General features: G+C 64.3%; 23 protein-coding genes and 1 pseudogene. 16 read left to right on the top strand and 8 right to left on the bottom strand.

The window, feature by feature from the left end; genetic code table 11:
- Positions 1-35: 35 nt before the first annotated feature.
- The 4 genes from ACQY4S_RS05575 to ACQY4S_RS05560 form a co-directional block, all read right to left on the bottom strand.
- Positions 36-479 carry a PRC-barrel domain-containing protein gene (locus ACQY4S_RS05575; RefSeq protein WP_428484197.1) on the bottom strand — a complete coding sequence of 148 codons (444 nt, stop codon included), beginning with the start codon at positions 477-479 and terminating at the stop codon, positions 36-38.
- A gap of 256 nt (positions 480-735) precedes the next feature.
- Entirely contained in the window at positions 736-1,842 is a 1,107-nt protein-coding gene (locus tag ACQY4S_RS05570; protein ID WP_428484196.1) for an OmpA family protein, read from the bottom strand.
- A gap of 357 nt (positions 1,843-2,199) precedes the next feature.
- The gene (locus ACQY4S_RS05565) at positions 2,200-2,592 is read right to left on the bottom strand and encodes a YidB family protein (RefSeq protein ID WP_428484638.1); all 393 of its coding nucleotides are present in this window, start codon (positions 2,590-2,592) and stop codon (positions 2,200-2,202) included.
- 63 nt (positions 2,593-2,655) lie between these two features.
- The gene (locus tag ACQY4S_RS05560; protein WP_428484195.1) at positions 2,656-2,916 is read right to left on the bottom strand and encodes a GlsB/YeaQ/YmgE family stress response membrane protein; all 261 of its coding nucleotides are present in this window, start codon (positions 2,914-2,916) and stop codon (positions 2,656-2,658) included.
- A 384-nt stretch (positions 2,917-3,300) separates the two neighbouring features.
- Here ACQY4S_RS05560 and ACQY4S_RS05555 point away from each other — a divergent pair, with 384 nt between their 5' ends.
- The 7 genes from ACQY4S_RS05555 to ACQY4S_RS05525 all read left to right on the top strand — a co-directional run bounded on the left by ACQY4S_RS05555 (position 3,301) and on the right by ACQY4S_RS05525 (position 8,582).
- The gene (locus ACQY4S_RS05555; protein ID WP_428484194.1) at positions 3,301-3,609 is read left to right on the top strand and encodes an urease subunit beta; all 309 of its coding nucleotides are present in this window, start codon (positions 3,301-3,303) and stop codon (positions 3,607-3,609) included.
- Positions 3,609-5,318 (top strand): urease subunit alpha, encoded by a 1,710-nt coding sequence (ureC, locus tag ACQY4S_RS05550; RefSeq protein ID WP_428484193.1) that lies wholly within the window; start codon positions 3,609-3,611, stop codon positions 5,316-5,318. Before ACQY4S_RS05555 ends, ureC begins: the two co-directional genes overlap by 1 nt.
- Positions 5,318-5,782, top strand: a complete 465-nt coding sequence (locus ACQY4S_RS05545) for an urease accessory protein UreE (RefSeq protein ID WP_428484192.1) — start codon at positions 5,318-5,320, stop codon at positions 5,780-5,782. Before ureC ends, ACQY4S_RS05545 begins: the two co-directional genes overlap by 1 nt.
- On the top strand, positions 5,766-6,428 hold the full coding sequence (locus ACQY4S_RS05540; protein WP_428484191.1) for an urease accessory protein UreF: 663 nt from the start codon (positions 5,766-5,768) through the stop codon (positions 6,426-6,428). Before ACQY4S_RS05545 ends, ACQY4S_RS05540 begins: the two co-directional genes overlap by 17 nt.
- Positions 6,425-7,048, top strand: coding sequence for an urease accessory protein UreG (ureG, locus tag ACQY4S_RS05535; RefSeq protein ID WP_428484190.1), 624 nt, complete (start codon positions 6,425-6,427; stop codon positions 7,046-7,048). The genes ACQY4S_RS05540 and ureG overlap by 4 nt, the downstream gene beginning before the upstream one ends.
- A gap of 154 nt (positions 7,049-7,202) precedes the next feature.
- A complete protein-coding gene (locus ACQY4S_RS05530; RefSeq protein WP_428484189.1) occupies positions 7,203-7,589 on the top strand; it encodes a carboxymuconolactone decarboxylase family protein in 387 nt (128 codons plus the stop codon).
- 144 nt (positions 7,590-7,733) lie between these two features.
- Positions 7,734-8,582, top strand: coding sequence for an SDR family NAD(P)-dependent oxidoreductase (locus tag ACQY4S_RS05525; protein ID WP_428484188.1), 849 nt, complete (start codon positions 7,734-7,736; stop codon positions 8,580-8,582).
- Here the strand turns inward: ACQY4S_RS05525 and xseA are convergent.
- Entirely contained in the window at positions 8,577-10,097 is a 1,521-nt protein-coding gene (gene xseA, locus ACQY4S_RS05520; RefSeq protein ID WP_428484187.1) for an exodeoxyribonuclease VII large subunit, read from the bottom strand. The genes ACQY4S_RS05525 and xseA overlap by 6 nt on opposite strands.
- A gap of 230 nt (positions 10,098-10,327) precedes the next feature.
- Between xseA and purD the strand changes: the two genes are divergently transcribed.
- The 8 genes and pseudogenes from purD (at position 10,328) to ACQY4S_RS05480 (ending at position 19,200) form a co-directional block, all read left to right on the top strand.
- A complete protein-coding gene (gene purD, locus ACQY4S_RS05515) occupies positions 10,328-11,593 on the top strand; it encodes a phosphoribosylamine--glycine ligase (RefSeq protein WP_428484186.1) in 1,266 nt (421 codons plus the stop codon).
- Positions 11,590-12,360, top strand: coding sequence for a pseudouridine synthase (locus ACQY4S_RS05510; RefSeq protein WP_428484185.1), 771 nt, complete (start codon positions 11,590-11,592; stop codon positions 12,358-12,360). The genes purD and ACQY4S_RS05510 overlap by 4 nt, the downstream gene beginning before the upstream one ends.
- Position 12,361: 1 nt before the next feature.
- Positions 12,362-12,904, top strand: a complete 543-nt coding sequence (rsmD, locus tag ACQY4S_RS05505) for a 16S rRNA (guanine(966)-N(2))-methyltransferase RsmD (RefSeq protein WP_428484184.1) — start codon at positions 12,362-12,364, stop codon at positions 12,902-12,904.
- Positions 12,905-13,571: 667 nt separating this feature from the next.
- A complete protein-coding gene (locus ACQY4S_RS05500; protein ID WP_428484183.1) occupies positions 13,572-15,029 on the top strand; it encodes a hypothetical protein in 1,458 nt (485 codons plus the stop codon).
- A 516-nt stretch (positions 15,030-15,545) separates the two neighbouring features.
- Complete coding sequence (locus ACQY4S_RS05495) at positions 15,546-15,770, top strand: DUF433 domain-containing protein (protein ID WP_428484182.1); 225 nt, start codon at positions 15,546-15,548, stop codon at positions 15,768-15,770.
- Positions 15,771-15,779: 9 nt separating this feature from the next.
- Entirely contained in the window at positions 15,780-16,013 is a 234-nt protein-coding gene (locus tag ACQY4S_RS05490; protein ID WP_428484181.1) for a DUF5615 family PIN-like protein, read from the top strand.
- Positions 16,014-16,268: 255 nt separating this feature from the next.
- Positions 16,269-17,315 (top strand): annotated as a pseudogene (locus ACQY4S_RS05485) (ISAs1 family transposase); the annotation flags it as partial.
- 142 nt (positions 17,316-17,457) lie between these two features.
- Positions 17,458-19,200: an IS1634 family transposase gene (locus ACQY4S_RS05480; RefSeq protein WP_428484180.1), complete on the top strand. Its 1,743-nt coding sequence runs from the start codon at positions 17,458-17,460 to the stop codon at positions 19,198-19,200.
- A 234-nt stretch (positions 19,201-19,434) separates the two neighbouring features.
- Here the strand turns inward: ACQY4S_RS05480 and ACQY4S_RS05475 are convergent, their stop codons facing one another.
- Positions 19,435-20,613 (bottom strand): 4-hydroxybenzoate 3-monooxygenase, encoded by a 1,179-nt coding sequence (locus ACQY4S_RS05475; protein WP_428484179.1) that lies wholly within the window; start codon positions 20,611-20,613, stop codon positions 19,435-19,437.
- Between the two features lie 166 nt (positions 20,614-20,779).
- Between ACQY4S_RS05475 and ACQY4S_RS05470 the strand changes: the two genes are divergently transcribed.
- On the top strand, positions 20,780-21,994 hold the full coding sequence (locus tag ACQY4S_RS05470; protein ID WP_428484178.1) for an ABC transporter substrate-binding protein: 1,215 nt from the start codon (positions 20,780-20,782) through the stop codon (positions 21,992-21,994).
- A 174-nt stretch (positions 21,995-22,168) separates the two neighbouring features.
- Here the strand turns inward: ACQY4S_RS05470 and ACQY4S_RS05465 are convergent, their stop codons facing one another.
- Positions 22,169-23,065, bottom strand: a complete 897-nt coding sequence (locus ACQY4S_RS05465) for an amidohydrolase family protein (protein WP_428484177.1) — start codon at positions 23,063-23,065, stop codon at positions 22,169-22,171.
- A 41-nt stretch (positions 23,066-23,106) separates the two neighbouring features.
- Complete coding sequence (locus ACQY4S_RS05460) at positions 23,107-24,162, bottom strand: CobW family GTP-binding protein (RefSeq protein WP_428484176.1); 1,056 nt, start codon at positions 24,160-24,162, stop codon at positions 23,107-23,109.
- Positions 24,163-24,364: the final 202 nt, after the last annotated feature.

The raw sequence follows: 24,364 nt of genomic DNA, 5'->3' as shown, positions 1-24,364 counted from the left end.
ATTCCCCGCCGCCACCTTTCGCTACAGGAATGCTGTCACCCGCCGTACGTGAATGTCGGCATCGCATTCAGCGCATCCTTGCTCGCGCCCGGCATAGCCACCTTCGTCCCGTTATTATCCGTTTCAAGATGAATCTGATCATACGGCACAGCGACGAGCTTGTTCCCTATGCCAAGAAAACCCCCAACCGAGACAACAGCCATGACAATTTGATTGCCATCCTTCATGATCAGGTCGTCCACGGTGCCGACCTTTTCGTTTTGATCATTGTAGACCGCTGAACCGATCAGCTTGCTGATGCGCAGACCGCCCTGCAGCTTCACTGTCGCCACCGTCAGATCGGGGCTTGTCGGAACGCCTGACGGCACCGATGATGTCGCCGCCGGGGACGGATTTGGCGGACTGGATGCCTGTTGCGCCAGTGCTGGCCCGACGGAGATAACCAGGGACATCAAGCCGAGCAACGCAGAACGGATCATTAAAGACTTCCTGGTGTCCTGCCCCTGAAGTTCGTCGCATCTTGTGACGGACGTAGGGGATAAGCAGGCCGCTGAAACAAAAAGCTTGTGGCCTGGATCAGGGGTTTGCCCACTTGTGGTGGACTTCTGACCCAGGACGCAAGCATCAGCGTCGTTTGCTGTCGGTTCACCCAGCACCATCGTCACCTGCCGGTATTTGAGCGGCAGAGGCGTATCCCGACGCCATGACCGTCGGGATACCTGCCACTGTCCGCGATCAGCGAATGATGATCTCCACGCGCCTGTTCTGCGGCTCACGTACGCCAGGGCCGGTGGACACCAGCAGGTGGGTTTCACCAAACCCTTGAATGTTGATGGCGCTTTGCGGCACGCCGTCGCGCACCAGTTCGGCAGCCACGGTTCGGCCACGCCGCAGCGACAGGCCCTCATTGTATTTCGGCGTGCCCGATGTATCGGTATAGCCATTCACCTCGATCCGGGTGTACTGCACGCGGGTGGAATTATCCGCGGCCTCCTTGACGATCGCACGCGCGCGGTCGGTCAACGCAGCCTTGTCCCAGTCAAAAAACACAAGGTAGGAGCGGGCGGCAGCGGGTGCCGGAGCGGCGACCGGCGAGGGCGCCGAGGGCGGGGCCACGGGCGGCGCACCAAAGTTGTAGCGCAAGCCAATCAGCAAGGAATGATTGAAGTCGTTGCCAAACTTTTGCTTGCCATCGACGACGACGCCCGGAGCGATGGTCGCGGCGGTGTCATAGTTCCTGTCCGCCAAGCCGAGAAAGCGATATTCGATCGTCGTTGCCAGATTCGGCAGGAATTGGAACGGAATGACCGCGCCAATGATCGCCTGATAGGCAAGGGCGCCACGCGTATCATCCGAATTGGTCAGCGGATACCGAGCTGAGCTGTAGGAGTGTACGGAGTTGAACTGCCCCCATTGCCAACCAACGCCCACGCCAGCATACGGCGCTGCGTAAGGAAATGGAATAAGGCCTGTCAGGTCGTACAGCACGTTGAACATCGGGCCGTACTTGATCTCGTTGCCACCGGCCGCGGCCGGGTAGCCAAAATTCCGCCCCTCGGAAAAACGGTTTTGGCGATAGTCGCCTTCGAATTCCAGCCGGATCCCATTGCCAAGACCATAGCCGACGGCGCCCACGACAACAGGTCCGATGCGGGACCGAAAGGCGGCGTCCGATGTGTTGCCGCCGCGCCCGATCAGATGCTCGTCTTGCAGGTAGTTGCCGCCAGCGCCGAGGCTTATGTAGAGCCCGGTGACCGGCGGTGGGTTGACCGCCTGAGCGTGCACGCTCAGTGGCGCCCCGATCATCGTGGTGGCAACCAAGACATTTCTTAGCTTCATCATTCAGTTCCTAATCCTGCACGAGTGCTTGTTCTATCCCAAGATAGGACGACGGGACAAAAAACATGCGGGAAACAAGCGATTCTTCATCATTGTGTCTAGAGTACAACAGGATAGTCCAAATGCCGGGATACCAGAACCTTGCCGTCGGGCAGGGCGGATGCCAGCAAGCCAATGCCGGCACCGGACCAAGCTAAATCCACTTGCGGCGACCTCTGCTGTTCACAGGCCGGCTGCTGCGTTTGTCGTCGGTGGTGCTCGATGGCGCAGTGCCGGGTTCATACGATAAGCAGCCGATCGTATCCCACCCCAGGTCGCCTTTTGTTGGGAGAGTGATGTCAGTGCCGCTTGCCAGTCGCGTCAGACGGACATGGTTCCCTCATCCGGAAGCTGTCCATTCGGCGTCATGCCATCGACCGCGCGCGGCAAGTGCTGGCTGAGCTGCGATAGAAAGTCCTGCGGCGCCATGCCCGACTGGCTTGCCATGTTCTGCACTTGGTTATCGCCGAGGACGCTCTGCAATTGCTGCGGCGAGACGGCCTGGTTCGGGCCGTTCCCCACCCAGGACTGAGCGATATGACCAAGCCCTGCCTGTTCAAAACCTGAGATCAAGCCCCCAAGTCCGCCGGCCATGCCCCCGCCCTGGCCGGCCATGCCTGTGCCGGCCTGCGGGTTGCCGCCGCCAAGCATGTTCATCAATACCCCCTGCAGGGGTGACGCGCCGCCAGCACCTCCCATGAGGCTTCCGAGCACCTGATCCAAAAGTCCCATCTCAATGATCCCTTATTGCCGGTTCGTTCCAACGGTCACAAGTGGTTAGTGGACCGCTCGGCGACCGGTAATCGCGTGATAGATCGCCAGGACAACGATCGCACCGATGACCGCGACGATAATGCTGTAGATGTTGAGGCCGGTGACCGGCGCTGCTCCAACAAGTGAGAACAGGAAACCGCCCACCACGGCGCCGACAATGCCAAGGACGATGTCCAGCAGGGGTCCCTCGCCGCTCTTGTTGACGATCTTGCTGGCGATGAAGCCCGCGATGAGCCCGAGTATGAGCCAGATGATGATAGACATTCCATATCCCCGTCTGCACAACGTTGGATGACGACTAGCAGAATGTCCCGTCAGCAAACCAGCCGGACCGGCTGACACGACGGAGTGAGTGACGGCCATACGGTGCCAGATCACAAGAAAATCACCAGTCGTCGAGGGTCGCCAGTAGGGGCGGTGTTCCAAAACTTGCTCAGCCACGGAAAGGGCGTGTCGCGGTTGTCAAAGATAACGTTGATCCCCTGCAGCAGCAGCACAAGTCGTCGCACAGGCTGAATGAAGTTGCGAACCTGCGATTTATAGCGATGATTTCCTCAGCCCGTCTTTCTCGAAGGTGACCATTCCTGACAAATGGCACATGGTAGCCTGCTTCACATCGCCAGCCCGCCGCGCGCAAAGGACCGCTTCATGATTCCCGGTGAACTGCTGCCCGAACCTGGCGACATTGAACTGAACGCCGGCCTGTCGCGCACCATGCTGGCGGTGGCCAACACCGGCGACCGGCCGATCCAGGTCGGCAGCCACTACCACTTCGCGGAAACCAATCCCGCGCTGTCTTTCGACCGCGCCGCCGCCAACGGCCGGCGTCTCGACATCGCCGCCGGCACGGCGATACGTTTCGAACCAGGTCAAAGCCGAGAGGTCACGCTGGTGCCATACCGCGGCTCCCGCCACGTCCATGGCTTTCGCGGCGCTGTCATGGGAGCGTTACCCTGATGGCTCGCATCACCCGCGCCGCCTATGCCGACATGTTCGGTCCCACCACGGGCGACCGCGTGCGCCTGGCTGATACCGATCTGATCGTGCAGGTCGAGAAGGACTTCACGGTGTACGGAGAGGAAGTGAAATTCGGCGGCGGCAAGGTCATCCGCGACGGTATGGGTCAGTCCCAGGCATCGCAGGCGCAGGGTGCCGTCGATACCGTGATCACCAACGCGCTGATTATCGACCATTGGGGCATCGTCAAGGCCGATGTCGCCATCGTCAACGGCCGCATTGCCGGGATCGGCAAGGCGGGCAATCCCGACATCCAGCCGGCGGTCGACATCATCATCGGACCGGGCACCGAGGTCATCGCCGGTGAAGGAAAGATCCTCACCGCCGGCGGCATTGATTCGCACATCCATTTCATTTGTCCACAGCAGGTGGATGATGCGGTCGCCGCCGGCATGACGACCTTGGTCGGCGGCGGCACCGGCCCGGCCACCGGCACCGCCGCAACCACCTGTACGCCCGGCCCATGGCACCTGGCGCGCATGCTGCAAGCGGCGGAAGGGTTGCCGGTGAACCTGGCCTTCGCCGGCAAGGGCAACGCCTCTCAGCCGCAGGCGCTGGAGGAAATGATCCGCGCCGGCGCGTCCTGCCTGAAACTGCACGAGGACTGGGGCACCACGCCGGCGGCGATCGACACCTGCCTGTCGGTGGCGGATCGTTTCGATGTTCAGGTGATGATCCATACCGACACGCTAAACGAGTCTGGCTTTGTCGAGGACACCATCGCTGCCTTCAAGGGTCGCACCATCCACGCCTTCCATACCGAGGGCGCCGGCGGTGGCCATGCACCCGACATCATCAAGGTCGCCGGGCTGGCGAACGTATTGCCCAGTTCCACCAATCCGACGCGTCCCTACACCGCCAACACGTTGGACGAGCATCTGGACATGCTGATGGTCTGTCATCATCTGGATAGCGCGATCCCGGAGGATGTCGCGTTCGCGGAGAGTCGTATCCGAAAAGAAACAATCGCGGCCGAGGACATCCTGCACGACCTGGGCGCGCTATCCATGATGTCCTCCGACAGCCAGGCGATGGGGCGGGTCGGCGAGGTCATCATTCGCACCTGGCAGACCGCGCACAAGATGAAGACGCAGCGCGGCTCGCTGCCCGGCGACAGTGATCGTAACGACAACGCGCGGGTAAAGCGTTACATTGCGAAGTACACGATCAATCCCGCCATTGCCCAAGGGTTCGCTGATGAAGTCGGTTCGGTCGCGATAGGCAAACTTGCCGACCTGGTGCTGTGGTCGCCGGCGTTCTTTGGCGTCAAACCCGACCTGGTGATCAAGGGCGGCATGATCGCCTGCGCGCCGATGGGCGACCCGAACGCCTCGATCCCGACGCCGCAGCCGGTGCACTACCGGCCGATGTTCGGCGCGTTCGGGCGAGCGCTGGGGGCGAGCTGTGTGACATTCGTATCGGCTGCCGCAATCGAGGCTGATCTTAACAAGGCATTGGGCTTGCAGCGCCGGCTCGCGGCCGTGAGCAACACCCGCGGCGGCATCGGCAAGGCGTCGATGATCAACAACGACGCAACGCCGCTGATCGAGGTCGACGCCGAGACGTATGAGGTCCGCGCCGATGGCGTGCTGCTGAGCTGCGAACCCGCCATTGTCCTGCCGATGGCGCAGCGGTATTTCCTGTTCTGATGCGCGCCACTGACATCCTTCCCGCCGGAAGCTGGGACACGGCACGCGAAATCGATCAGGTGCTGATCGACTACGATCGGCGCTTCCGTCGTCGTATTGTTCTGACGACGGTCTCCGCTGCCGAGGTGCTGATCGATCTGCCGCGAGCCGTGCGACTGAGGGACGGCGATGGCCTGGCCGTGGAAGGCGGCATCATATGCGTCCGCGCCCAGGCCGAGCCGTTGATGGAAATCCATGCGCACGACGAGGGCGCGCTGATCCGCATCGCCTGGCACCTCGGCAACCGTCACCTGCCGGTGCAACTGCTGGGCGGCCGCATCCGCATCCGCGCTGATCACGTCATCCGGGACATGGTGGCGGGGCTTGGCGGTTACGTGGATGAAGTGCGGGCTCCGTTCGACCCGGAAGCCGGCGCCTATGTTGCCGCCAGCCATCATCATCACGACGATGACGACCATCACTGACCGCACGCCGCTGCTGCATTTGCTTGCTTGGTTGTCGCCGGCGTTCCCAACCGGCGCCTTCGCCTACTCGCATGGACTGGAATGGGCGGTTGAGTCGGGCGACATCAACGGCGGTGACACGCTGCTTGACTGGCTGACAGATGTCCTGGCGCACGGCGCCGGGCGGTCCGACACGATCCTGCTGCGGCACGCCCATCGAAACGCCTGCGACGCCCTTGTTCTGCGTGCGATCGCCAACCTGGCGATGGCCGCGACGCCCGCCCGCGAACGCCGGGATGAAGCGCTGAACCAGGGCCGCGCCTTCCTGCTGGCCGTCGCGCCCTGGACCAGCCGTCCGCTGCCCGAGCACTTGCCTTATGCGGTCGCCGTCGGCGCGGCGGCAGGCGCCCACGACATCCCTGAAGCGGATACCGCCGTCGCCTACATACAGGCTTTCGCCGCCAACCTGATCTCCGCCGCTGTCCGGCTGGTGCCGCTGGGCCAGACCACCGGCCTGCGGGTGCTGGCGGCGCTGGAGCCTGTCATCGTTTCTGTTGCAGGTGAAACCTGTCACGCGACGCTGGACGATCTCGGCGGCTGCGCCTTTCGCTCCGACCTCGCCGCGATGCGGCACGAAACCCAGTACACAAGGTTGTTCCGTTCATGACCAGATCTCCGCATGGTCCACTTCGCGTCGGCATCGGCGGCCCCGTCGGTACCGGCAAGACCGCGCTGATGGACGCCCTGTGCAAGCATTTCCGACATCGCTACGACATTGCCGCCATCACCAACGACATCTACACCAGGGAAGATGCCGAGTTCCTGACGCGCGCCGGGTCCTTGCCGGTGGAGCGGATCATGGGCATCGAAACCGGCGGCTGCCCCCATACCGCGATCCGTGAGGACGCCTCCATCAATCTGGCGGGCGTGGCCGACCTGCGCCGCCGGTTTCCCGACCTCGACCTGATCCTGATTGAATCGGGCGGCGACAATCTTGCCGCGACGTTCAGTCCGGAACTGGCTGATCTGACGATCTACGTCATTGACGTTTCCGCCGGCGACAAGATTCCGCGCAAGGGTGGTCCAGGCATCATCCGCAGCGACCTGCTGGTCATCAACAAGATCGACCTAGCGCCCTATGTCGGCGCCAGCCTGGAGGTGATGGACCGTGACGCGAGGAAGATGCGCGCCGACCGGCCCTTCGTCTTTGCCAACATCCGCGCCGGCAAGGGCGTCGCCGACATCGCCCGCTTTATCGAACATCAAGGTGCTCTCCACTCGGCCTAGCATGATCGCGCTGAGCGGAACGTTCAAAGCGCGTGAAGCATGCGATCAAACCAGGAGTGACACCGCTTCACGCTGCACTGTCGGCCTAAGCCGGCCTAGCCAAACCGCCGCCGTTGTCGGACACTGATCCTGGCAACGCACGGGGGAGACAACCATGGCCAATGATAGACGCGCGCAAGGTCAGGCAATGCGGCGCAAGCTGATGGGGGAGGCCTATGCGGACAAGCTGGACAAGGGCATCTATAACCATCCGATCATGGAGAAGTTCGCCGCCTACACACAGGAAGCAGTGTTCGGCACGCTGTGGACGCGGCCCGGGCTGGCCCTGAAGACGCGCGCGCTGATCTGCGTGATCTCGGACGTCGCACAGGGTCGGGATCCTGAACTGAAGGTGCATCTACGCTTTGCCCGCAACCAGGGCTGGACCGAGGACGAACTGTCGGAAGCCCTGCTGCATCTGGCTGGATATATCGGTGCGCCCTTGGTGCGGGAGTCGCTGCTGACCGCGATCGAGGTGTTCAAGGAAATGGCCGCAGAGTGACTGTCATTATCCTGGCCATGACGAACAGGCGAAGGCTCGGCAATCCTCAACCGTGCGCAATGGATTGGCCTTCTTGATGTCAAACGGGCCAAAGTTTGTCCGGACCAGAGAGCGGCGCGAAGTCCGCGCTGGGGAGGAATGCAGATGCGCGACATAGCAGGGAAAACCGCCACCGTGACGGGTGCCGCATCCGGCATTGGCCTGGGCATAGCCAAGGCACTGGCGTCGGCCGGCGCGAACCTCGTGCTGGCCGATCTGCGGCCCGAACCGCTGGAAGCCGCCCGTGCGCAGATCGCATCGATGGGTGCCCGCGCGGTCACCGCCGTCGTCGATGTGTCGGACCCGCCGTCCGTCGAGGCCGCCGGCCGGGTCGCGCTGGACAGCTTTGGCGCGCTGCATATCGCGGTGAACAATGCCGGCGTGGCGATGCACGGCACGCCGGTCGAGCAGGTGACGCTGCAGGAATGGAACTGGGTCATCGGCGTCAACATGATGGGCGTCATCAACGGTATCCGTACCTTCGTGCCGATGATCCGCGCGCACGGCCAGGGCGGCCACGTCGTCAACACCGGCTCGGTGTCCAGCCTGTTTGTCCGCGAAGGTCGCGACCAGGGCGCCTATGCCATGACCAAGTATGCCGTGCTGGCGCTGTCCGAAGCATTGGAGCAGGAACTGGCCGGATCGGGCATCGGCGTATCGGTGCTTTGCCCGGGCGGTGTCACGACGTCGATCTTCGACTCGGCGGCGACCCGCCCGGACCGCTTCGGCGGCAGCTACAGCCGGCCGCAGCAGGAGACGCTGAAATCCGCCTTCGCGGCCGGCGCGCTGCCGCCGGAGACGGTGGGCCGGCGGGTCCTGCAAGCCATCCAGGACAATGAATTCTACGTCCTGACCCACACCGGCGAACGCGATGCCATCACCGCGCGGTTCGACCGCATCCGCGCCGCCTTCGACCGCGCCGATGCGATCATGCCGCGGATCATCGGATCATAGATCCAGACGTTCCTGCGCCGCCGGCGGCCGAGACTTCGAGCCGCCCTGCGCCACCGCGTCCACCTGACCGTCGCCGAACCGCAGCCGCAACCGCGCTCCCGGCTTGACCGCGGCCGCGCTGATGACCGGCAGTCCGGCCGGGTCGGTGACCAGCACGTAGCCGCGCTGCAAGATCGCCAGCGGCGAGGCCGACTCCAGGCGAGCGCTCAGGCCCGACAGGTGGGCGTGGGCTTCACGAACCGCGAAGCGTAGCGTCGTCGTCGTGACCCGGGCGGTCAGCCGCTCCGTCCTGCCGCGCGCGGCGGCGACCGTCCGATGCATGGCGGTGACCAGCCGATGCGACATCAGGTCCAGACCGGACCGGCGGCTCGTCACCAGCCCGGGGGCAGCCATGAACAGCCGCAACGTTTGGTCCCGCAGCATCCCGGCGGCCGCGGCGGTCAGGCGGTGCGGGTCCGGCAGGCGGCGTTCCGTCGCGGTCAGTAGCATCCGCCGCCGCGCGACCAGGGCCGGCAGCGCCAGTACCGCGCGCTCCGCCCGGTCGTCCAGCCGCTGGCGTGCCGATCCCAGCAGCGCCGGCAGATCCGGCAGGCCGCGTTCCACCCGCGACAGCCGTAGCCGCTGCTCCTGCGTCATGCGGTTCAGCGCGCTGATCAGCCGGGATCCCTTGTGGCCCAGGTCGGCCACCAGGTCGGATCGCGCCGGGATCGCCATCTCCGCCGCCGCGGTCGGCGTTGGCGCGCGCCGGTCCGACACGAAGTCGATCAGCGTGGTGTCGGTTTCGTGCCCGACGGCGGAGATCAGCGGTATTCGGCAGGCGGCGGCGGCGCGGACGACGATCTCCTCGTTGAACGCCATCAGGTCCTCCAGGCTGCCGCCGCCGCGGGCCACGATCAGCACATCCGGGCGGGGCGGGTCGCCGGCCGTCGGCATGGCGTCGAAACCGGCAATGGCGGCGGCGATGCGTCCGGCGGCGCCCTCACCCTGCACCGGCACCGGCCACACCAGGATGGTGCGTGGGAAGCGGCGGGCGATGGTGGTGCGGATGTCCTGGATGACCGCCCCGCGCTCGCTGGTGACCACGCCGATCACCCGCGGCAGGCCGGGCAGCTTCTGCTTGCGGCCGGCATCGAACACGCCCTCGGCCGTAAGGCGCTGGCGGATCATCTCGATCCGCGCGAGCAAGGCGCCGGCGCCGGCGTATTCCAGCCGTTCGATGATGAGCTGGTACGACGACCGCTCCGCGAAGGCGGAGATCCGGCCGGTAGCGATCACCTCCACCCCGTTCTCCGGCACCATGCCCAAACGGGGGACGGCATTGCGCCAGACGATGCCGGACAGTTTCGCAGCCTCGTCCTTCAGCGACAGGTAGATGTGGCCGGAGGGATACTTCTTCACCTCGGTCAGTTCGCCACGGATGCGGATACGACCGAAGGTCGTTTCCAAAGTGCGCTTCACCGCGCCGGAGATTTCCGACACGGTGTATTCCGGCATGTTGGAGATCGGGACGTCCATGGGTCTCGCCTGGTTTGAGGAAGGCGAGGGGCACTGCCCCTCGACCCCGCCAAGGGCGGATGCCCTTGGAACCCATTAAGGGGTTTGGGGAAGAGGGGGCAACCGAGGTGGTTGAAACCGCTGCGTTGCCCCCTCTTCCCCAAACCCCTAATTAGCGGGGATCAAAGGGGCATCCGCCCCTTTGCGGGTCCAGGGCAGCGCCCTGGCCGTCCTCAAGACAGGAGATGCCCATGAACGTCCTGGTCATCGGCTCCGGCGGGCGGGAGCACGCCCTGTGCTGGTCCATCGCCGCCAGCCCGCTGCTGGAGAAACTCTGGTGCGCGCCCGGCAATCCCGGGATCGCGGCGGTGGCGACCTGCGTGGACATCGCCGCGCTGGACATAGTGGCGCTGGTCGCCTTCGCCCAGGACAACGCGATCGATCTGGTGATCCCAGGCCCCGAAGCCCCCCTTGTCGCCGGTATCACCGATGCGATGGAAGCCGCCGGCATCGCCTGCTTCGGTCCCACCGCCGCCGCCGCCCAACTGGAAGGCAGCAAGAGCTTCACCAAAGGTATCACGGACGCGGTCTCGATTCCCACTGCGCTGTGGGAACGCTTCGAGGATGCCGCTTCCGCCCGCGCTTTCATCCGCCGCCGCGGCGCGCCGATCGTGGTGAAAGCCGACGGCCTCACCGCCGGCAAGGGCGTTGTCGTCGCCACGACCGAGGACGAGGCGATGGCCGCCATCGACGCGATGATGGACCAGCAGGTCTTCGGCGCGTCCGGCGCCGCCGTCGTCATCGAGGAGTGCCTGGTGGGCGAGGAAGTTTCCCTGTTCGCCCTGTGTGATGGCGAGGATGCGCTGGTGCTGGGATCGGCCCGCGACTACAAGCGCGTCGGCGACGGGGATACCGGTCCCAACACCGGCGGCATGGGCGCCTTTACGCCGGTGACGAATTTTCCGCCGGTTCTGGAACAGGCCTGCCTGGAACAGATCATCCGCCCGGCGCTGAAGGAGATGGTCCGCCGCGGCACGCCGTTCCGGGGTATCCTGTACGCCGGCCTGATGCTGGCCGAGGACGGCGCCAAGCTGATCGAATTCAACGTCCGCTTCGGCGATCCTGAGTGCCAGGTGCTGCTGCTCCGGCTGAAATCCGACCTGCTGTCCGCCTTCCAGGCCGCCTGCGAGGGCGAATTGCGGAATTTCGATCTGCGCTGGCACGATACGGCGGCGATTGCGGTCGTCATGGCGGCGCGTGGCTATCCGGATGCGCCCGAACAAGGCAGCGTGATCCGCGGACTGGATCATGCGGCTCGGCCCGGCGTCGAGATCTTCTGCGCCGGAGCGGCGGCCGGTCCGGATGCCGCACTTCTGGCGGCGGGCGGCCGCGTGCTGACGGTCTGCGCCACCGGCCCGACCCTGGCTTCGGCGCACGACCTGGTCTACGCGGCGATTGACGCGATCCAGTGGACCGAAGGCTTCTGCCGTCTCGACATCGGCGCCGGCGCGGCATGAGCGACGATGTGGAGCAGGTTCGCGGCGACCGGATCGCCAAGTACCTCTCCCGCGCCGGGGTCGCCAGCCGGCGGGACGCGGAGAAGATGCTGGCCGGCGGCGCGGTGCGGCTGAACGGCAGGACCGTGACGCATCCGGCGACCTTTGTGTCCGTCGGCGATATCGTGCAGGTCAACGGCCACGTCGTGGACAAGCCGGAGCGCACTCGCATGTGGCGCTACCACAAGCCGGAAGGTCTGGTGACGACGCATCGCGATCCGCAGGGCAGGATGACCGTGTTCGACAAGCTGCGGCAGCAGTTGCCTCGGGTGATCAGCGTCGGGCGGCTGGACATCACCAGCGAGGGGCTGCTGCTGCTGACCAATGATGGCGCGTTGGCGCGCCGGCTGGAACTGCCGACGACCGGCTGGGTTCGCCGCTACCGGGTCCGGGTGTTCGGTGTGCCCGATCCGGCCGCTCTGGCGTCCCTGGCGCGCGGCGTGACGGTGGAGGGCGTGCGCTATGGGCCAATCGAGGCAGCGGTGGACGCGAGGACAGGCGACAACACCTGGCTGAGTGTCAGCCTGCGGGAAGGGCGCAACCGCGAGGTTCGCCGGGTGATGACGCATCTGGGGCTGTCGGTGTCACGCCTGATCCGCATCGCTTACGGGCCGTTCCAGCTTGGCACGCTGGAGCGGGGCGGCATCGAGGAAGTGCCACCCAGGGTGCTGCGCCAGCAGCTGCCGACGGATGTCGTGCCGCCGACGCCGGTGCGCGCCGGCCGGTAGGATGCGGATTGTCGCCGGGGCATGGCGTGGCCGGGGACTGGTCGCGCCGGCGGGACAGACAACGAGGCCGACGGCGGATCGGGTGCGTCAGGCGCTGTTCAATATGCTGATGCATGCCCCTTGGGCGGGCCGGGGGGCGGTTGAGGGCGCGGTTGTGCTGGATGGCTTCGCCGGGACCGGGGCACTGGGGCTGGAGGCGCTGTCGCGCGGCGCGGCGCGGGCATGTTTTGTCGAGTCCGATCCGGCGGCCCTGCGAGCGCTGCGTGACAATATCGCGGCGTGTGGGGCGGGCGATCGATGCAAGGTGGAAGGGGATGTCCTGCGCTTGGGTCCGGGAGAAGCGGCGACGCTGATCTTTCTTGATCCGCCCTATGGGCAAGAGCTTGTGCCCCAGGCGTTGGAGCGGTTGCGGCAGGCGGGGCGGGTTGGCCTGAATGCGCTGGTGGTCGCGGAGATGGGACGGGAGGAGACCTGGACGCCGGGGCAGAACGTGCTGGCGGAACGGGCGCATGGCGCGGCGCGGGTGTTGGTATTTCGAGCGTGACTGAAGCAAGCTCTTTTCGGAGCTGACGGCGTGGTTATTCAATGGCCCATAATGCGCGTCGCCCCCCACCGATACTTGAAAGATCGCCACTGAAAAGAAATGCAGGCGGCGGATCAGGCGAGGGCGCAGGCGCCGAGCGCGTGATCGCCTGAGGCTGATCCAGTCAGAAGGCGTGAATCACGCGATCAAACAATGAGGTAAAGCGCGATCCGTAGGTCAACCTAAACCAATCGCGCTTTATTGTGGCTCAACGGCAAAAGCATCGCCCGCGAAGATCGTGGCAAAGCCAGTTTCGAGCTGGAATCCGCACTTTTCTGGCCCGACCCGGTCATTCTTGGCCATGTAGCGGCGTATATGCCTGTTTTGCCACCTGCGGACATTGCGTGCGCCGCCGATTGCGCGCACGATCTCTGCTTGTCTTGGCGTAGCCCTATAACAAATGGAGCCTGACGCGAGCAATGACTGTTCGGGCAAGAGGCATGGCGAGCACGAGCGCGGCGACTGAGCGACTGCCTCGGGAGCTGGCGCCTTTTCGAAAACGCACCGTTCCATGTCCGGTTTCTCAAGCCGATTTCCTTGATGAATGCAGGCGTCACGGCGCGGGCGCGACCTGCGAAACAGTCCGGATCATGCTTATAAATCGTTAACCGCTACAGGAGAGTTCATCATGCCGACACGTGTGCAGTATTCCGAAGCCATCGAACCTCTGGTCCAGTTCATCGAGGAAACGCCGCCGGCCGAGATCGTCGACCTTACCCTGGAAAAGCTGCGGGCCGGTCAATCGGCACAGACCATGCTGACAGCCTCGGCGCTGGCGGTGGCGCGCTCCTCCGACCTGCCGCCAGGCCACCACGGCGGCCCGCTGCATCCCCTCGCCGGGCTTTACGCGGTATCGCGGATCGTCGGGCGCCTGGAGGGTGAGGAGAGTTTTCTTCCCGTCGTGCAGCACGTTGCCCTGTCCAACAAGCATATTCATCACCCGGCAATGGGGCCGTACAGCCTGCTGGCGTTCGAACCGCTGGATGTTGGCGGGGTGGAGGCCAACAAGGAAGCCTTCTTCGCCGCGGTCAAGCGCGGTGAAACCAACAAGGCGGACCATCTATTCCTCTGGCTGTGGGAGAATGTACCGCCGGTCGAGGCGCTCGATCTGCTGCTGACCGTCGCCATCCCCAAGAACGGCCTGGACGATCATTACTTCATCTTTCCCGCCTATACTTTCCGCGGCCTGGAGGCAATGGGCCGCCCGGACCTGCTGCCGACCTTGATGCGGCCCGCCGTACGCTATGTGACGCGCTTCCCGACCGCTCGGGCCATCCCGGAAACCGAGGCGCTGCTGGAAGAATACAAGCTGCTGACCTGCGTCACCCGCGAAAAAACGGGTGACGATGAAACCACTGCAATCGGCCAGTTGGGCGAGGCAATCGGACGGTGCGACAACTACAACGACATTCCCATACTGACCGCCAAGGCGCTGGCGGAGGGACTGTCGCTGGAGGGCGCCGGCGAAGCCATGTCCATCGGCGCCGCCGGCCTGTTCCTGCGCTCCCTCACCGGCAATCCGATGGACGTCCACCTGCACACCACCGCCAACCTGCGGCGCTACCTGCTCGGCCTCGAGGGCCTGAGCCTGAAGAACAAGCTGTTGCTCCTGCTGCTCTGGCATACCGGGCCCGAGGTCAAGTCAACCCAGTATCGGATGCAGCCAGTCCCGCAGCCCGATCCCGAAGCCGTCGCCGCCCTTCCATTCCGCACCCAGGCGGACCTGCTGGAAGCGATCACCCAGAGCATCTATAATCAGCCGCCGACCGACTGGTCCACGGTCAGCAATCTGGGCTCGATGCGGGCGGTGCCGGAAGTCAAGGGCACAGTGAACCTGGCGCAGCAATATGTTGACCTCGGCTATGACGCGCAGACCTTGATGACCCGTCTGGCGGCGATTGTCTGCCACGACAGTTTCACTGAGATGCACGCCTTCAAGCATCATCAGTCGATCGTCGAGGAGTTCCACGCGACGCGCGAGCCCTGGCGCTGGATGCACCTGGTCTCCGGCGCCCAGGCCGCGGCAATTTCCTTTGGCAAGAACATGGAGATTTACGAGGAAGCGCTGGAGCTGATGCATTCGTAGCGCTGGATCGGAAGGCCGGGGGGCTTTGGTGCCCCCGGTTTGCCTCAACCGTACTGGATGATCTAAGCCCTCGACCGCTGACGGGACAGACGTGTGGGTCGCGGTTTCCATGAAGGATTTTCACGACTCGATCCTGGATTACGGCGGACTGTGATCGGGACAGGGAAAACGTCTCTCGGCGAACGCGACGTCTGCACCAAATTTAGAGCGCCTGCCTTGCGCCAAGCCGACTGGTATGAGATCGCGCGAACCCGCTGAGCGTACGCCTTCCACCCCTGGCAGAACAAGGCCGCATCACCACCGACTGTTACCCTCGCAAGTCTATTGCGCCGCCGGCCCCTCGCTCAGATCGAGCCGATGCTCGCGTCGTTCATGCCGCGCCTCACGCCTGACCGGATGGTGCGTCATCTGGCCGCGGCGAAGTCGCAAGCGTGCGCCAATGATTAGCTCCCCTGCCAATCAGAAATTGTGCTACGTCATACGAGATGCCAAAGCCTTCAGGTCCAGGGACCACGGATGACCGAAACCCATCGAATTACCGTCGATCCCGCCCAGTGCGGCGGACGGCCCTGCCTGCGCGCGCTGCGCATCCGCGTCAAGGACGTGCTTGACCTGCTGGCCGCCGGCGCAACCCGAGAGGAAATACTCAGCGACTATCCTCTGCTCGAAGCCGGCGACATCACCGCCTCGCTCGAATACGCGGCACGCCAGAGCGATCATCCGGTGCTACGTGTGGCCTGATGCGGTTCATTGTGGACGCAGTTGCCGTCGGCACTCGCCCGATGGCTCACGACCAAAGGACATGAAGCTGAGCATGTCGCCGATCGGCAGATGGCCACGGCGTCCGACAAGGCCATTTGGGATGTTGCACTTCAATCGCACGCGGCGATCCTGACGAAGGACGAAGACTTCGCCCAACGTAAGATCCTGATAGAGGATGGACCGGTCGTCATCTGGATAAGGCTGCGGAACACGCGGCGATAGGCGCTGCTCACATGGTTCGAGACGGTGCTGCCAGATATCCTTTCCGCCCTTGAACGCGGCGAGACGCTGATTGAAGTGGTATGAAGCTGATGACAGCCAGTGTTTCCCTGCACCTGGATGATGAACCAGAGCAGTCACCGCCCGTGGCGGCGAAGCATGACAGGGGCGTGGTACAGGGCGATCGCTTGAGTGGTTGAGGGATTCCCGTGCGGGCTAGAATCGGATTCATAGGAAGCCTCTCATCAGGAGGTCTCTATGTCCATGCCAAGCCAGCCCTGCTTCTTGTCCCACTTCGCGGCCCTCCGGGACCCGCGCCAAGCGACGAAGGTGCTATATCCTCTACCGGAAATCCTGTTGCTGATGCTCTGCGGGACCATCGCCGGTGCGGACGACTTTGTCGAAATCAGCCTGTGGGGCAGCGAACGCCAGGGCTTCCTCCGCCGTTTTCTGCCGTTCAAGCACGGCATCCCGAGCCACGACACATTGTGCGACGTGATCGCGGCGATTGATCCTGAGCTGTTCAAGACATGTTTCCTGACCTGGGTAGACGGGTTGCGGACTGACACGCCCGAGATTATCGCGATCGATGGCAAGACCTCGCGTCGCAGCCATGCCCGCGGCAAAGGGCGTCTGCCGCTGCATACGGTGTCCGCCTGGGCGACGCGTCAGCGATTGGTCCTTGGACAAGAGGCGGTGTCGGCGAAATCCAATGAGATCACCGCCATTCCTGTGCTGCTGCGTCGTCTGGAACTGGCCGGCGCGTTGGTGACCATCGATGCCATGGGCACGCAGAAGGAGATTGCCCAGACGATCATCGAGGGTGGTGGCGATTACGTGCTGGCCTTGAAGGAGAACTGGCCAGCGACCTATGCCGAAGTGGAAACCGTCTTTGCCGATCCACCACCAACGCTGACGCTGCAAAGCTTCGAGACCGTCGATGGCGACCATGGCCGGATCGAAACCCGCCGCCATACGATCTGCCACGACATCAACTGGCTGTTCGCCGAGCGGCGTCATCCGGGCGAATTTGCATTCCCTGGCCTGACCGCCATCGGCATGATCGAAAGCGAAACCGAGCGGGGCGGCGTTATCCAGACAGAAACCCGATACTACCTGTGCTCAACCAAACTCAGTGCCGAGACCCTCGCCAGGGTCGTGCGGAGCCACTGGGGCATTGAGAACCGGCTGCACTGGGTGCTGGATGTGGTATTCCACGACGATTTGGCGCGCCTGCGCACCGCTCATGGCCCTGCCAACATGGCGGTCGTGAAACATACTGCCATGAATTTACTGAACCAGGCGAAACCCGTCACCAGCTTTAAGCCGAACTTTGCTGTGTTTTTGAGCCATCCGGTTGATTACCAAGGAAACGTGCCACGAACGTAGTCAAGCATTTGGCGAATTTCTCCTTGACACAGGCCGAACCGGTTTGATTCCATGCCTCATGCACATCGCCAAGGTCCCAAACCGTAACGCCAAACCGTCCTTCCTCCTGCGCCAAACCTATCGCGAGGACGGCAAGGTCAAGAACCGCACGCTGGCCAACCTCTCCAAGCTGCCGGTCGAGCGCATCGAGACTCTGCGTGCTGCCCTGCGTGGCGACCCGCTCGCCCCGGTTGGTGACAACGGCTTCGAGATCCGCCGCTCGCTGCCGCATGGCCACGTGCTTGCGGCGCTGAGCGTGGCACGGCGCATCGGCCTCGACGATCTGCTGCCGCGCCGCGCCCCGCCGCGCCGCCGTGACCTGGCGCTGGCGCTGATCGTCGCCAGACTGCTCGACCCGGCGGCGAAGCTGGCGACAGCGCGCATGCTCGACAGCGCCACCGCCAGCCACTCGCTGGGTGAAAGCCTCGGCCTTGGCTGCGTTACCGCCGGCGAAATCTACACCACCCTCGACTGGCTCGGCAGCGAGCAGGCCTTCATCGAAAACCAACTCGCCCGCCGCCATCTGAAGAACGGCGCGCTGGTGCTCTACGACGTCACCTCCACCTACCTCGAGGGCCGCTGCTGTCCGCTGGCCCACCACGGTTACAGCCGCGACAGCCGTGGCGATCGGCCGCAACTGGTGATCGGCCTGCTGTGTGCCGCGGATGGTTGCCCCGTGGCGGTCGAGGTGTTCGAGGGAAACACCGCCGACCCGGCCACCGTCGCGGCGCAGATCAGCAAGCTGAAGCAGCGCTTGCGGCTGCGCCACGTGGTGATGGTCGGCGACCGCGGCATGCTCACCGCCGCACGGATCGAACAAGCCCTCCGCCCCGCCGGCCTAGACTGGATCACCGCGCTGCGTGCCCCGGCGATCCGGCAACTGGCGGAAGGCGGACAGCTGCAATTCTCCCTGTTCGACACCCGCGATATGGCTGAGATCAGCAGCCCGGATTATCCCGACGAACGGCTGGTGATGTGCCAGAACCCGCTGCTGGCGGCGGAACGCCAACGCAAGCGTGACGCGTTACTGGCGCTGACCGAGGCCGACCTGAGCAAGATCCAGGCCCGGGTGACGCGCGCGAAGAACCCTCTGCGCGGGGCTGGGGACATCGGCCGCGCGGTCGGCGCTCTCCTGGGCAAACGCAAGATGGCCAAGCATTTCGCGTTGACCATCACCGACGCCGCATTTGACTTCACGCGCAAGGCCGAAGCGATCGCCGATGAAGCCAGGTTCGATGGCTTTTACGTGCTGCGCACCAACCTCCCCGCCAAGCAGATCGATACCGCCGGGACCGTGCGGGCCTACAAAGCCTTGGCCCAGGTAGAGCGCGCGTTCCGCTGCCTCAAGAGCGTCGATCTGGACCTGCGGCCGGTGTTCCATTGGACCGCGCCGCGGGTACGCGCGCATGTCCTGCTGTGCATGCTGGCGTATTACCTGGAGTGGCATATGCGCCAGCCGCTGGCGCCGATGTTGTTCGACGATCATGACCGCGCGTCGGCCGAAGCAGAGCGGACGTCGCCAGTGGCCAAGGCCAAGGTCTCCAAGGCGGCTTATCGCAAGGCCTCGACGCAGCGCGTGGTGGACGCTAGCGGCGAGCTCCAGCCGGTGCACAGCTTCCGCACCCTGCTGGGCGATCTGGCAACATTGGCCCGAAACACCGTCTGCTTCGCAGGGCAGAAGATGCTTACCGTTCAGACCACCGCAACGCCGATACAGCGCCGCGCACTCAGTCTGTTGGGGGTCGAATTGACGGCAGCGTAGACAGCAAGCAGGTGGGGTCCGGAGTCGGATCAATGACTTACGTCGAAAAGACGGTAAAGTTCAGTTTAAGAACCGCCGTAAAAAGGCCGGCTGGAATCAGGATTATCTGGAAAACGTCATCCGGCGCATCGCATGAGACACTCAAGCGATTCCCCTGGGGCGTGGTACTTGCTCGCTTGACGGCGGGTCCTGATCTCGTATTTCACGACAGCTCAAGCCCTACTCCAGCCCGCCCTAATCGAACGGCAGCCCGACATAATTCTCCGCCAGCGACCGCGCCGCCGCCACCGATGTACGCACCAGATCGAGATCGGCGAAATGAATCCGCTGCTCGAAATCCGTCTCGTTCTCGTTCCTGTGCAGCATTGTCGTCATGTACCAGGAAAACCGCTCTGCCTTCCAAATCCGCCGCAGGCAGGTCGCGCTGTAGCGGTCCAGACCGTCCTGATCATTCCGCCGATACTTCGCCTCCAGCGCGCGCGACAGCACCAGCACGTCGGCCACCGCCAGATTGAGGCCCTTGGCACCCGTCGGCGGCACGATATGCGCGGCGTCGCCGGCGATGAACAGGCGGCCATGCTGCATTGGCTCGCAGACGAACGACCGCAGCGGAACGATGCCCTTCTGGAAGATCGTCCCTTCCTTCAGCGACCATCCCTCAACATCCAGACGCGCGTGCAACTCGTCCCAGATCCGCGCATCCGGCCAGTTGGCGATGTCGTCGTTGGGGTCACACTGCACATACATCCGCTGCACGTCCGGTGAGCGGGTACTCAGCAGCGCGTACCCCTTGTCCTGGTTGGCATAGATCAGCTCATGCCACGACAGCGGTGCCTGGGCCAGAATGCCCAGCCAGCCGAACGGATAGATCTTCTGGTACTCAGTCCGCAGCGACGCTGGAATCGCCTGCCGCCCGGGTCCGTGGAAACCATCCGCGCCGACCACGTACTCGCAGTGCAGCGTGTCCCGTTCCCCTGTCCGCTCGCGGCGAAATCCGATCCGCGGGCGGTCCGTGTCCACGTCCAGGATCGTTGTGCCGGCAACCTCGAAGATGATGTCCCCGCCATCGGCCAGCCGCCCGGCGATCAGGTCCTTCAAGAGCTCATGCTGCGGATAGACCGTCACTCGCTTGCCATCCGTCAGGGCCGGGATATCCACATGGTGACGCATCCGGTTCCATTGCAGCGAGATGCCGTCATGGAACCGACCTTCCCGCCGCAGACGCTCACCCAGGCCAAGCTCGTGCATCAACTCGCCGACCCAGTATTCCAGCACACCGGCGCGGGCCATGCCCTCCACCTCCGCTCGGCTGCGGGATTCCAGGATGATCGAGTCGATCCCGGCGCGGTGCAGCAGATGTGCCAGGAACAGTCCGGCTGGTCCGGCACCAATGATTCCGACCTGTGTCCGCATCGGGTCCAACCCTTCCGCAAATCGTTTGCAACGGCCGGCATACAGCACGGCGGGAGCGCCACACCAGTGATCAACGCTTTTTTCATGATGCGACCGGACAGTTAAGGCCATAAGCTGCCCGCGCAGGCCAGGCAAACCGGCCGCCAATCAGGGAGTGTCCAGAACGATGCTGAACAGACGATCGCTGCTGACGGCCGCCACCGCCGCCGGCTTCATCCCCGCCATGCCGGCGATCCTGCGCGCCGCGGAAACACCCGGTGTCACCGCGACCGAAATCCGCATCGGCAACACGATGCCCTACAGCGGCCCCGCATCCGCCTATGGCACGATCGGCAAGGCCATAGCTGCCATGTTCCGCATGTACAATGACCAGGGCGGCTTCGCCGGACGCCGGGTCAACTTCATTTCTTACGACGACGGCTACAGCCCGCCCAAGACGGTGGAACAGACGCGGCGGCTGATCGAGGAAAACGCTGTCGCTGCGCTGTTCGCTCCGCTGGGCACGGCGACCAATTCGGCGACCGTGCGCTACGTCAACCAGAAGAAGGTGCCCGACCTGTTCCTGTCTACCGGCGCGGATAAGTGGGGCGACTACAAGGCACATCCCTGGACGATCGGCTGGCAGCCCAGCTACGTAACGGAATCCCAGGTCTACGCCAAGTACATCCTGCAACAGAAGCCGGACGCGAAGATCGGCATCCTGTATCAGAACGACGACTTCGGCAAAGACTACCTGCACGGCGTGCGCGACGTGCTGAAGGATCGTTTCGACAAGCAGGTCACAACCGCGTCATACGAGGTCAGCGACGCCACGGTGGACAGCCAGCTCGTCAGCCTGCAATCGGCCGGCGTCGGTGTGCTGATGACCATCGCCTCGCCCAAGTTCGCCGCCCAATCGATCCGCAAGGTGGCGGACATGCGCTGGAAGCCACTGCATGTCTTGACCGGCGTCTCGGCCTCGGTCGGCGCGGTGATGATCCCCGCCGGTCCCGAGAATGGCATCGGCATCGTCAGCTCGGCCTACCTGAAGGACTCGACGGACCCGCGGTGGGACACCGACGCCGGCATGAATGAATGGCGCGCCTTCATGGCGAAATACTATCCGGAGGGCGATCTGAAGGATGGCGGCAATATCTCCGCCTTCGGCCTGACCTACACTATGATGCGGGTGCTGAAGCAGTGCGGCGGCGATCTGTCGCGCGAAAGCCTGATGAAGCAGGCGACCAACCTGCATGATTTGGAGGTTCCGGTGCTGCTGCCGGGGATCAAGATCAACACCAGTCCAACCAATTACCGCCCGATCCGCCAGCTTCAGCTCATGCGCTGGACTGGCAAGACCTGGGATTTGTTCGGCGACGTCATTGCGGGCGCGTCCACCTGAGGCAGCCGGCCACGCTGCATTCCTATCCCCAAGCCGAGCCGCCGGCGCGGGCTTGAATTGGGATGAGGATGGCCGGAATGACGATGGCCTGCGATGGCGCTGGATAGAGTCCCGCGACGGTCCGCAGGCGTCATCGACGCAACAGCCTTGCGATACAACTCGGCAGCGTCCCGCTCATGCGTCGGGCGGTCGCTCCGCGGTCGCGGTGGCTTTGTCGACAGCGTCGTCCAGCTTGAGGATGCGCGCGGCGTTCTGGTGGAACAGTTTCTCGACGATCCCCGGCCTGAAGCCTTCCATCTCCCACTCGTCGCAGCACTGGCCGGGACTCCAGCCGGGATAGTCGGAGCCGAACAGCACCTTGTCCTGCAGCCGCCGCTGCATGTCGTGCTTCAGCGGGGCGGGAACATATTTTGGCCCCCAGCCGGAGATGTCGATCGAGACGTTGGCCTTGTGGATCGCCACCGCGATCAGTTCCTCGGTCCAAGGCCAACCCGGATGCGCCGCGACGATGTTCAGATGCGGAAAATCCGCCGCCACATCGTCGAGGTTCGGGATCGGGCGCGCGTGCGACAACTTGAAGCCCAGGCCGCCGGGTTCGCCGGCACCGATGGCGGTGGTGCCGCAGTGGATCAGCACCGGCGCGCCCAGCGACTGCAGCAGATCCCAGATCGGGTAGAACTGACGATCGTTGGGTGAAAATCCCTGCACCGGCGGCTGGTATTTCACCCCCAGCAGGCCAAGGTCCCTGATCGCGTGCTCGATCTCCTGCAACCCCTTGCGGCCGCGCCAGGGGTCGACCATGGCCCAGCCCGGCAGGAACACATCCGGATAGTCCCTGGTCAGCGCCGCCAGGGCGTCGTTGGAGAATATGCCGCCCGCCGCGCCGTTCTCCGCATCCCACGCGATCGGGATGGCGAGGCAGTCGTCGCGCCGGAAATCGTCAGCGATCTGGCTGTCCGGACGAGCACCGAAGCGGCCCTTGAACATCCTCTGAGCCGCCGGCATGAAGGGTCCGTTGGCTTGCGCATAGGCGTCGTTCATCGGGTGGACGTGCACATCGATGGCGCGCAAATCGGTGTCTCCCTGTCAGTGGGCGCTGCTCATGGGCGCCGTCAGTCGGCGATGATGCCGGGCAGTGCGTCCGCCCAGCTTCGTCGCGCGGCGGCAATGGTGGCATCATCGGCGATCAATACAAGACGCGATTGCCGACCGGCTGTGGCCGACCCGGCTTGCGGCCAGGCGTCGAGGACCACGGGGGCATTCAGCACATGGTGGACGCCCTGCACCACGACAGGTCCCACGGCACCCTCGATGTCCAGCATGCCCTTCAGCCGCAGCAGCGTCTCGGCGTGGCCAAGCCGGATGCCGCGCAGCCAGTCGTCGAAGGCGCGCCATCGCAGCGGCCGGTCGGCGCACAGCGAGACCGAGGTGATGCGGCTCAGGTGCTCGGGATCGACCGCCTCGGCGAACAGGCCGGAGCGCGGCCGGGTGGCCGTGACCGAATTGTCGAAGAACCCCGGGGGGAACAGCAGGGCGGCGTCGATCTCGCCATGCGACGCGTCCAGGATGGGTGCTACCGGATTGAGGCCGCGCAGCGCCGTGCGCAGCCGGTCGGTCGCTTCGGTGAATGCGATGTCCAACTTGGTCAGCACGATCCGGTCGGCCAGCGCGATCTGCTTGCGTGTCTGCGGATGCCGCTCCAACTGCCCAGTGGCGAACACGGCGTCCACCGTGGTGACGATCGCCTCCAGCCGTAGCGAGCGGGACATGACCGGGTTGCGCAGGATCGCCTGGGCGATCGGCGCCGGGTCGGACAGGCCGGACGGTTCGATGATCAGCCGCTTGAACCGAGGCAGCTCGTTGTTCTCACGCCGGCTGAACAGACGCATGATGGCCTCATCCATGTCGCCGGCCAGGTTGCAGCACAGGCAGCCGTTCGCCAGCACCACGGTCCGGTCGGCGCCATGATCGATCAGGTCGCGGTCCAGCGGCACCGCGCCGAATTCATTCACCGCGACGGCGCTGTCGGCCATCCGTCTGTCGCGGAGCAGCGCGTTCACCAGCGTCGTCTTGCCGCTGCCCAGGAAGCCGCTGAGCAAGGCGACGGGCAGGCGACCACGATCGACGTTCTGGCTGAGAAAGGGAAACCCGATGTTAACGCGCCGCATTGGTACTCTCTTGCGCACCAGCGGCGTGGAATGGCTCCGGCCGGCTAAAGCGCGATTGGTGTAGGTTGACCCAGAAGTCGTAAGTCGCGCTTTAACTCATTGTTTGATTGCGTGATTCACGCCTTCTGACTAGGTCAGCCTCAGGCGATCACGCTCTTATGGGATACGATATCGTCATCGCGGCGGTCGCCACAATGTCGCA

This window comes from Rhodopila sp. (genome assembly GCF_965276935.1).
Taxonomy (GTDB): domain Bacteria; phylum Pseudomonadota; class Alphaproteobacteria; order Acetobacterales; family Acetobacteraceae; genus Rhodopila.
This window is presented reverse-complemented; position numbering and strand designations above follow the sequence as displayed.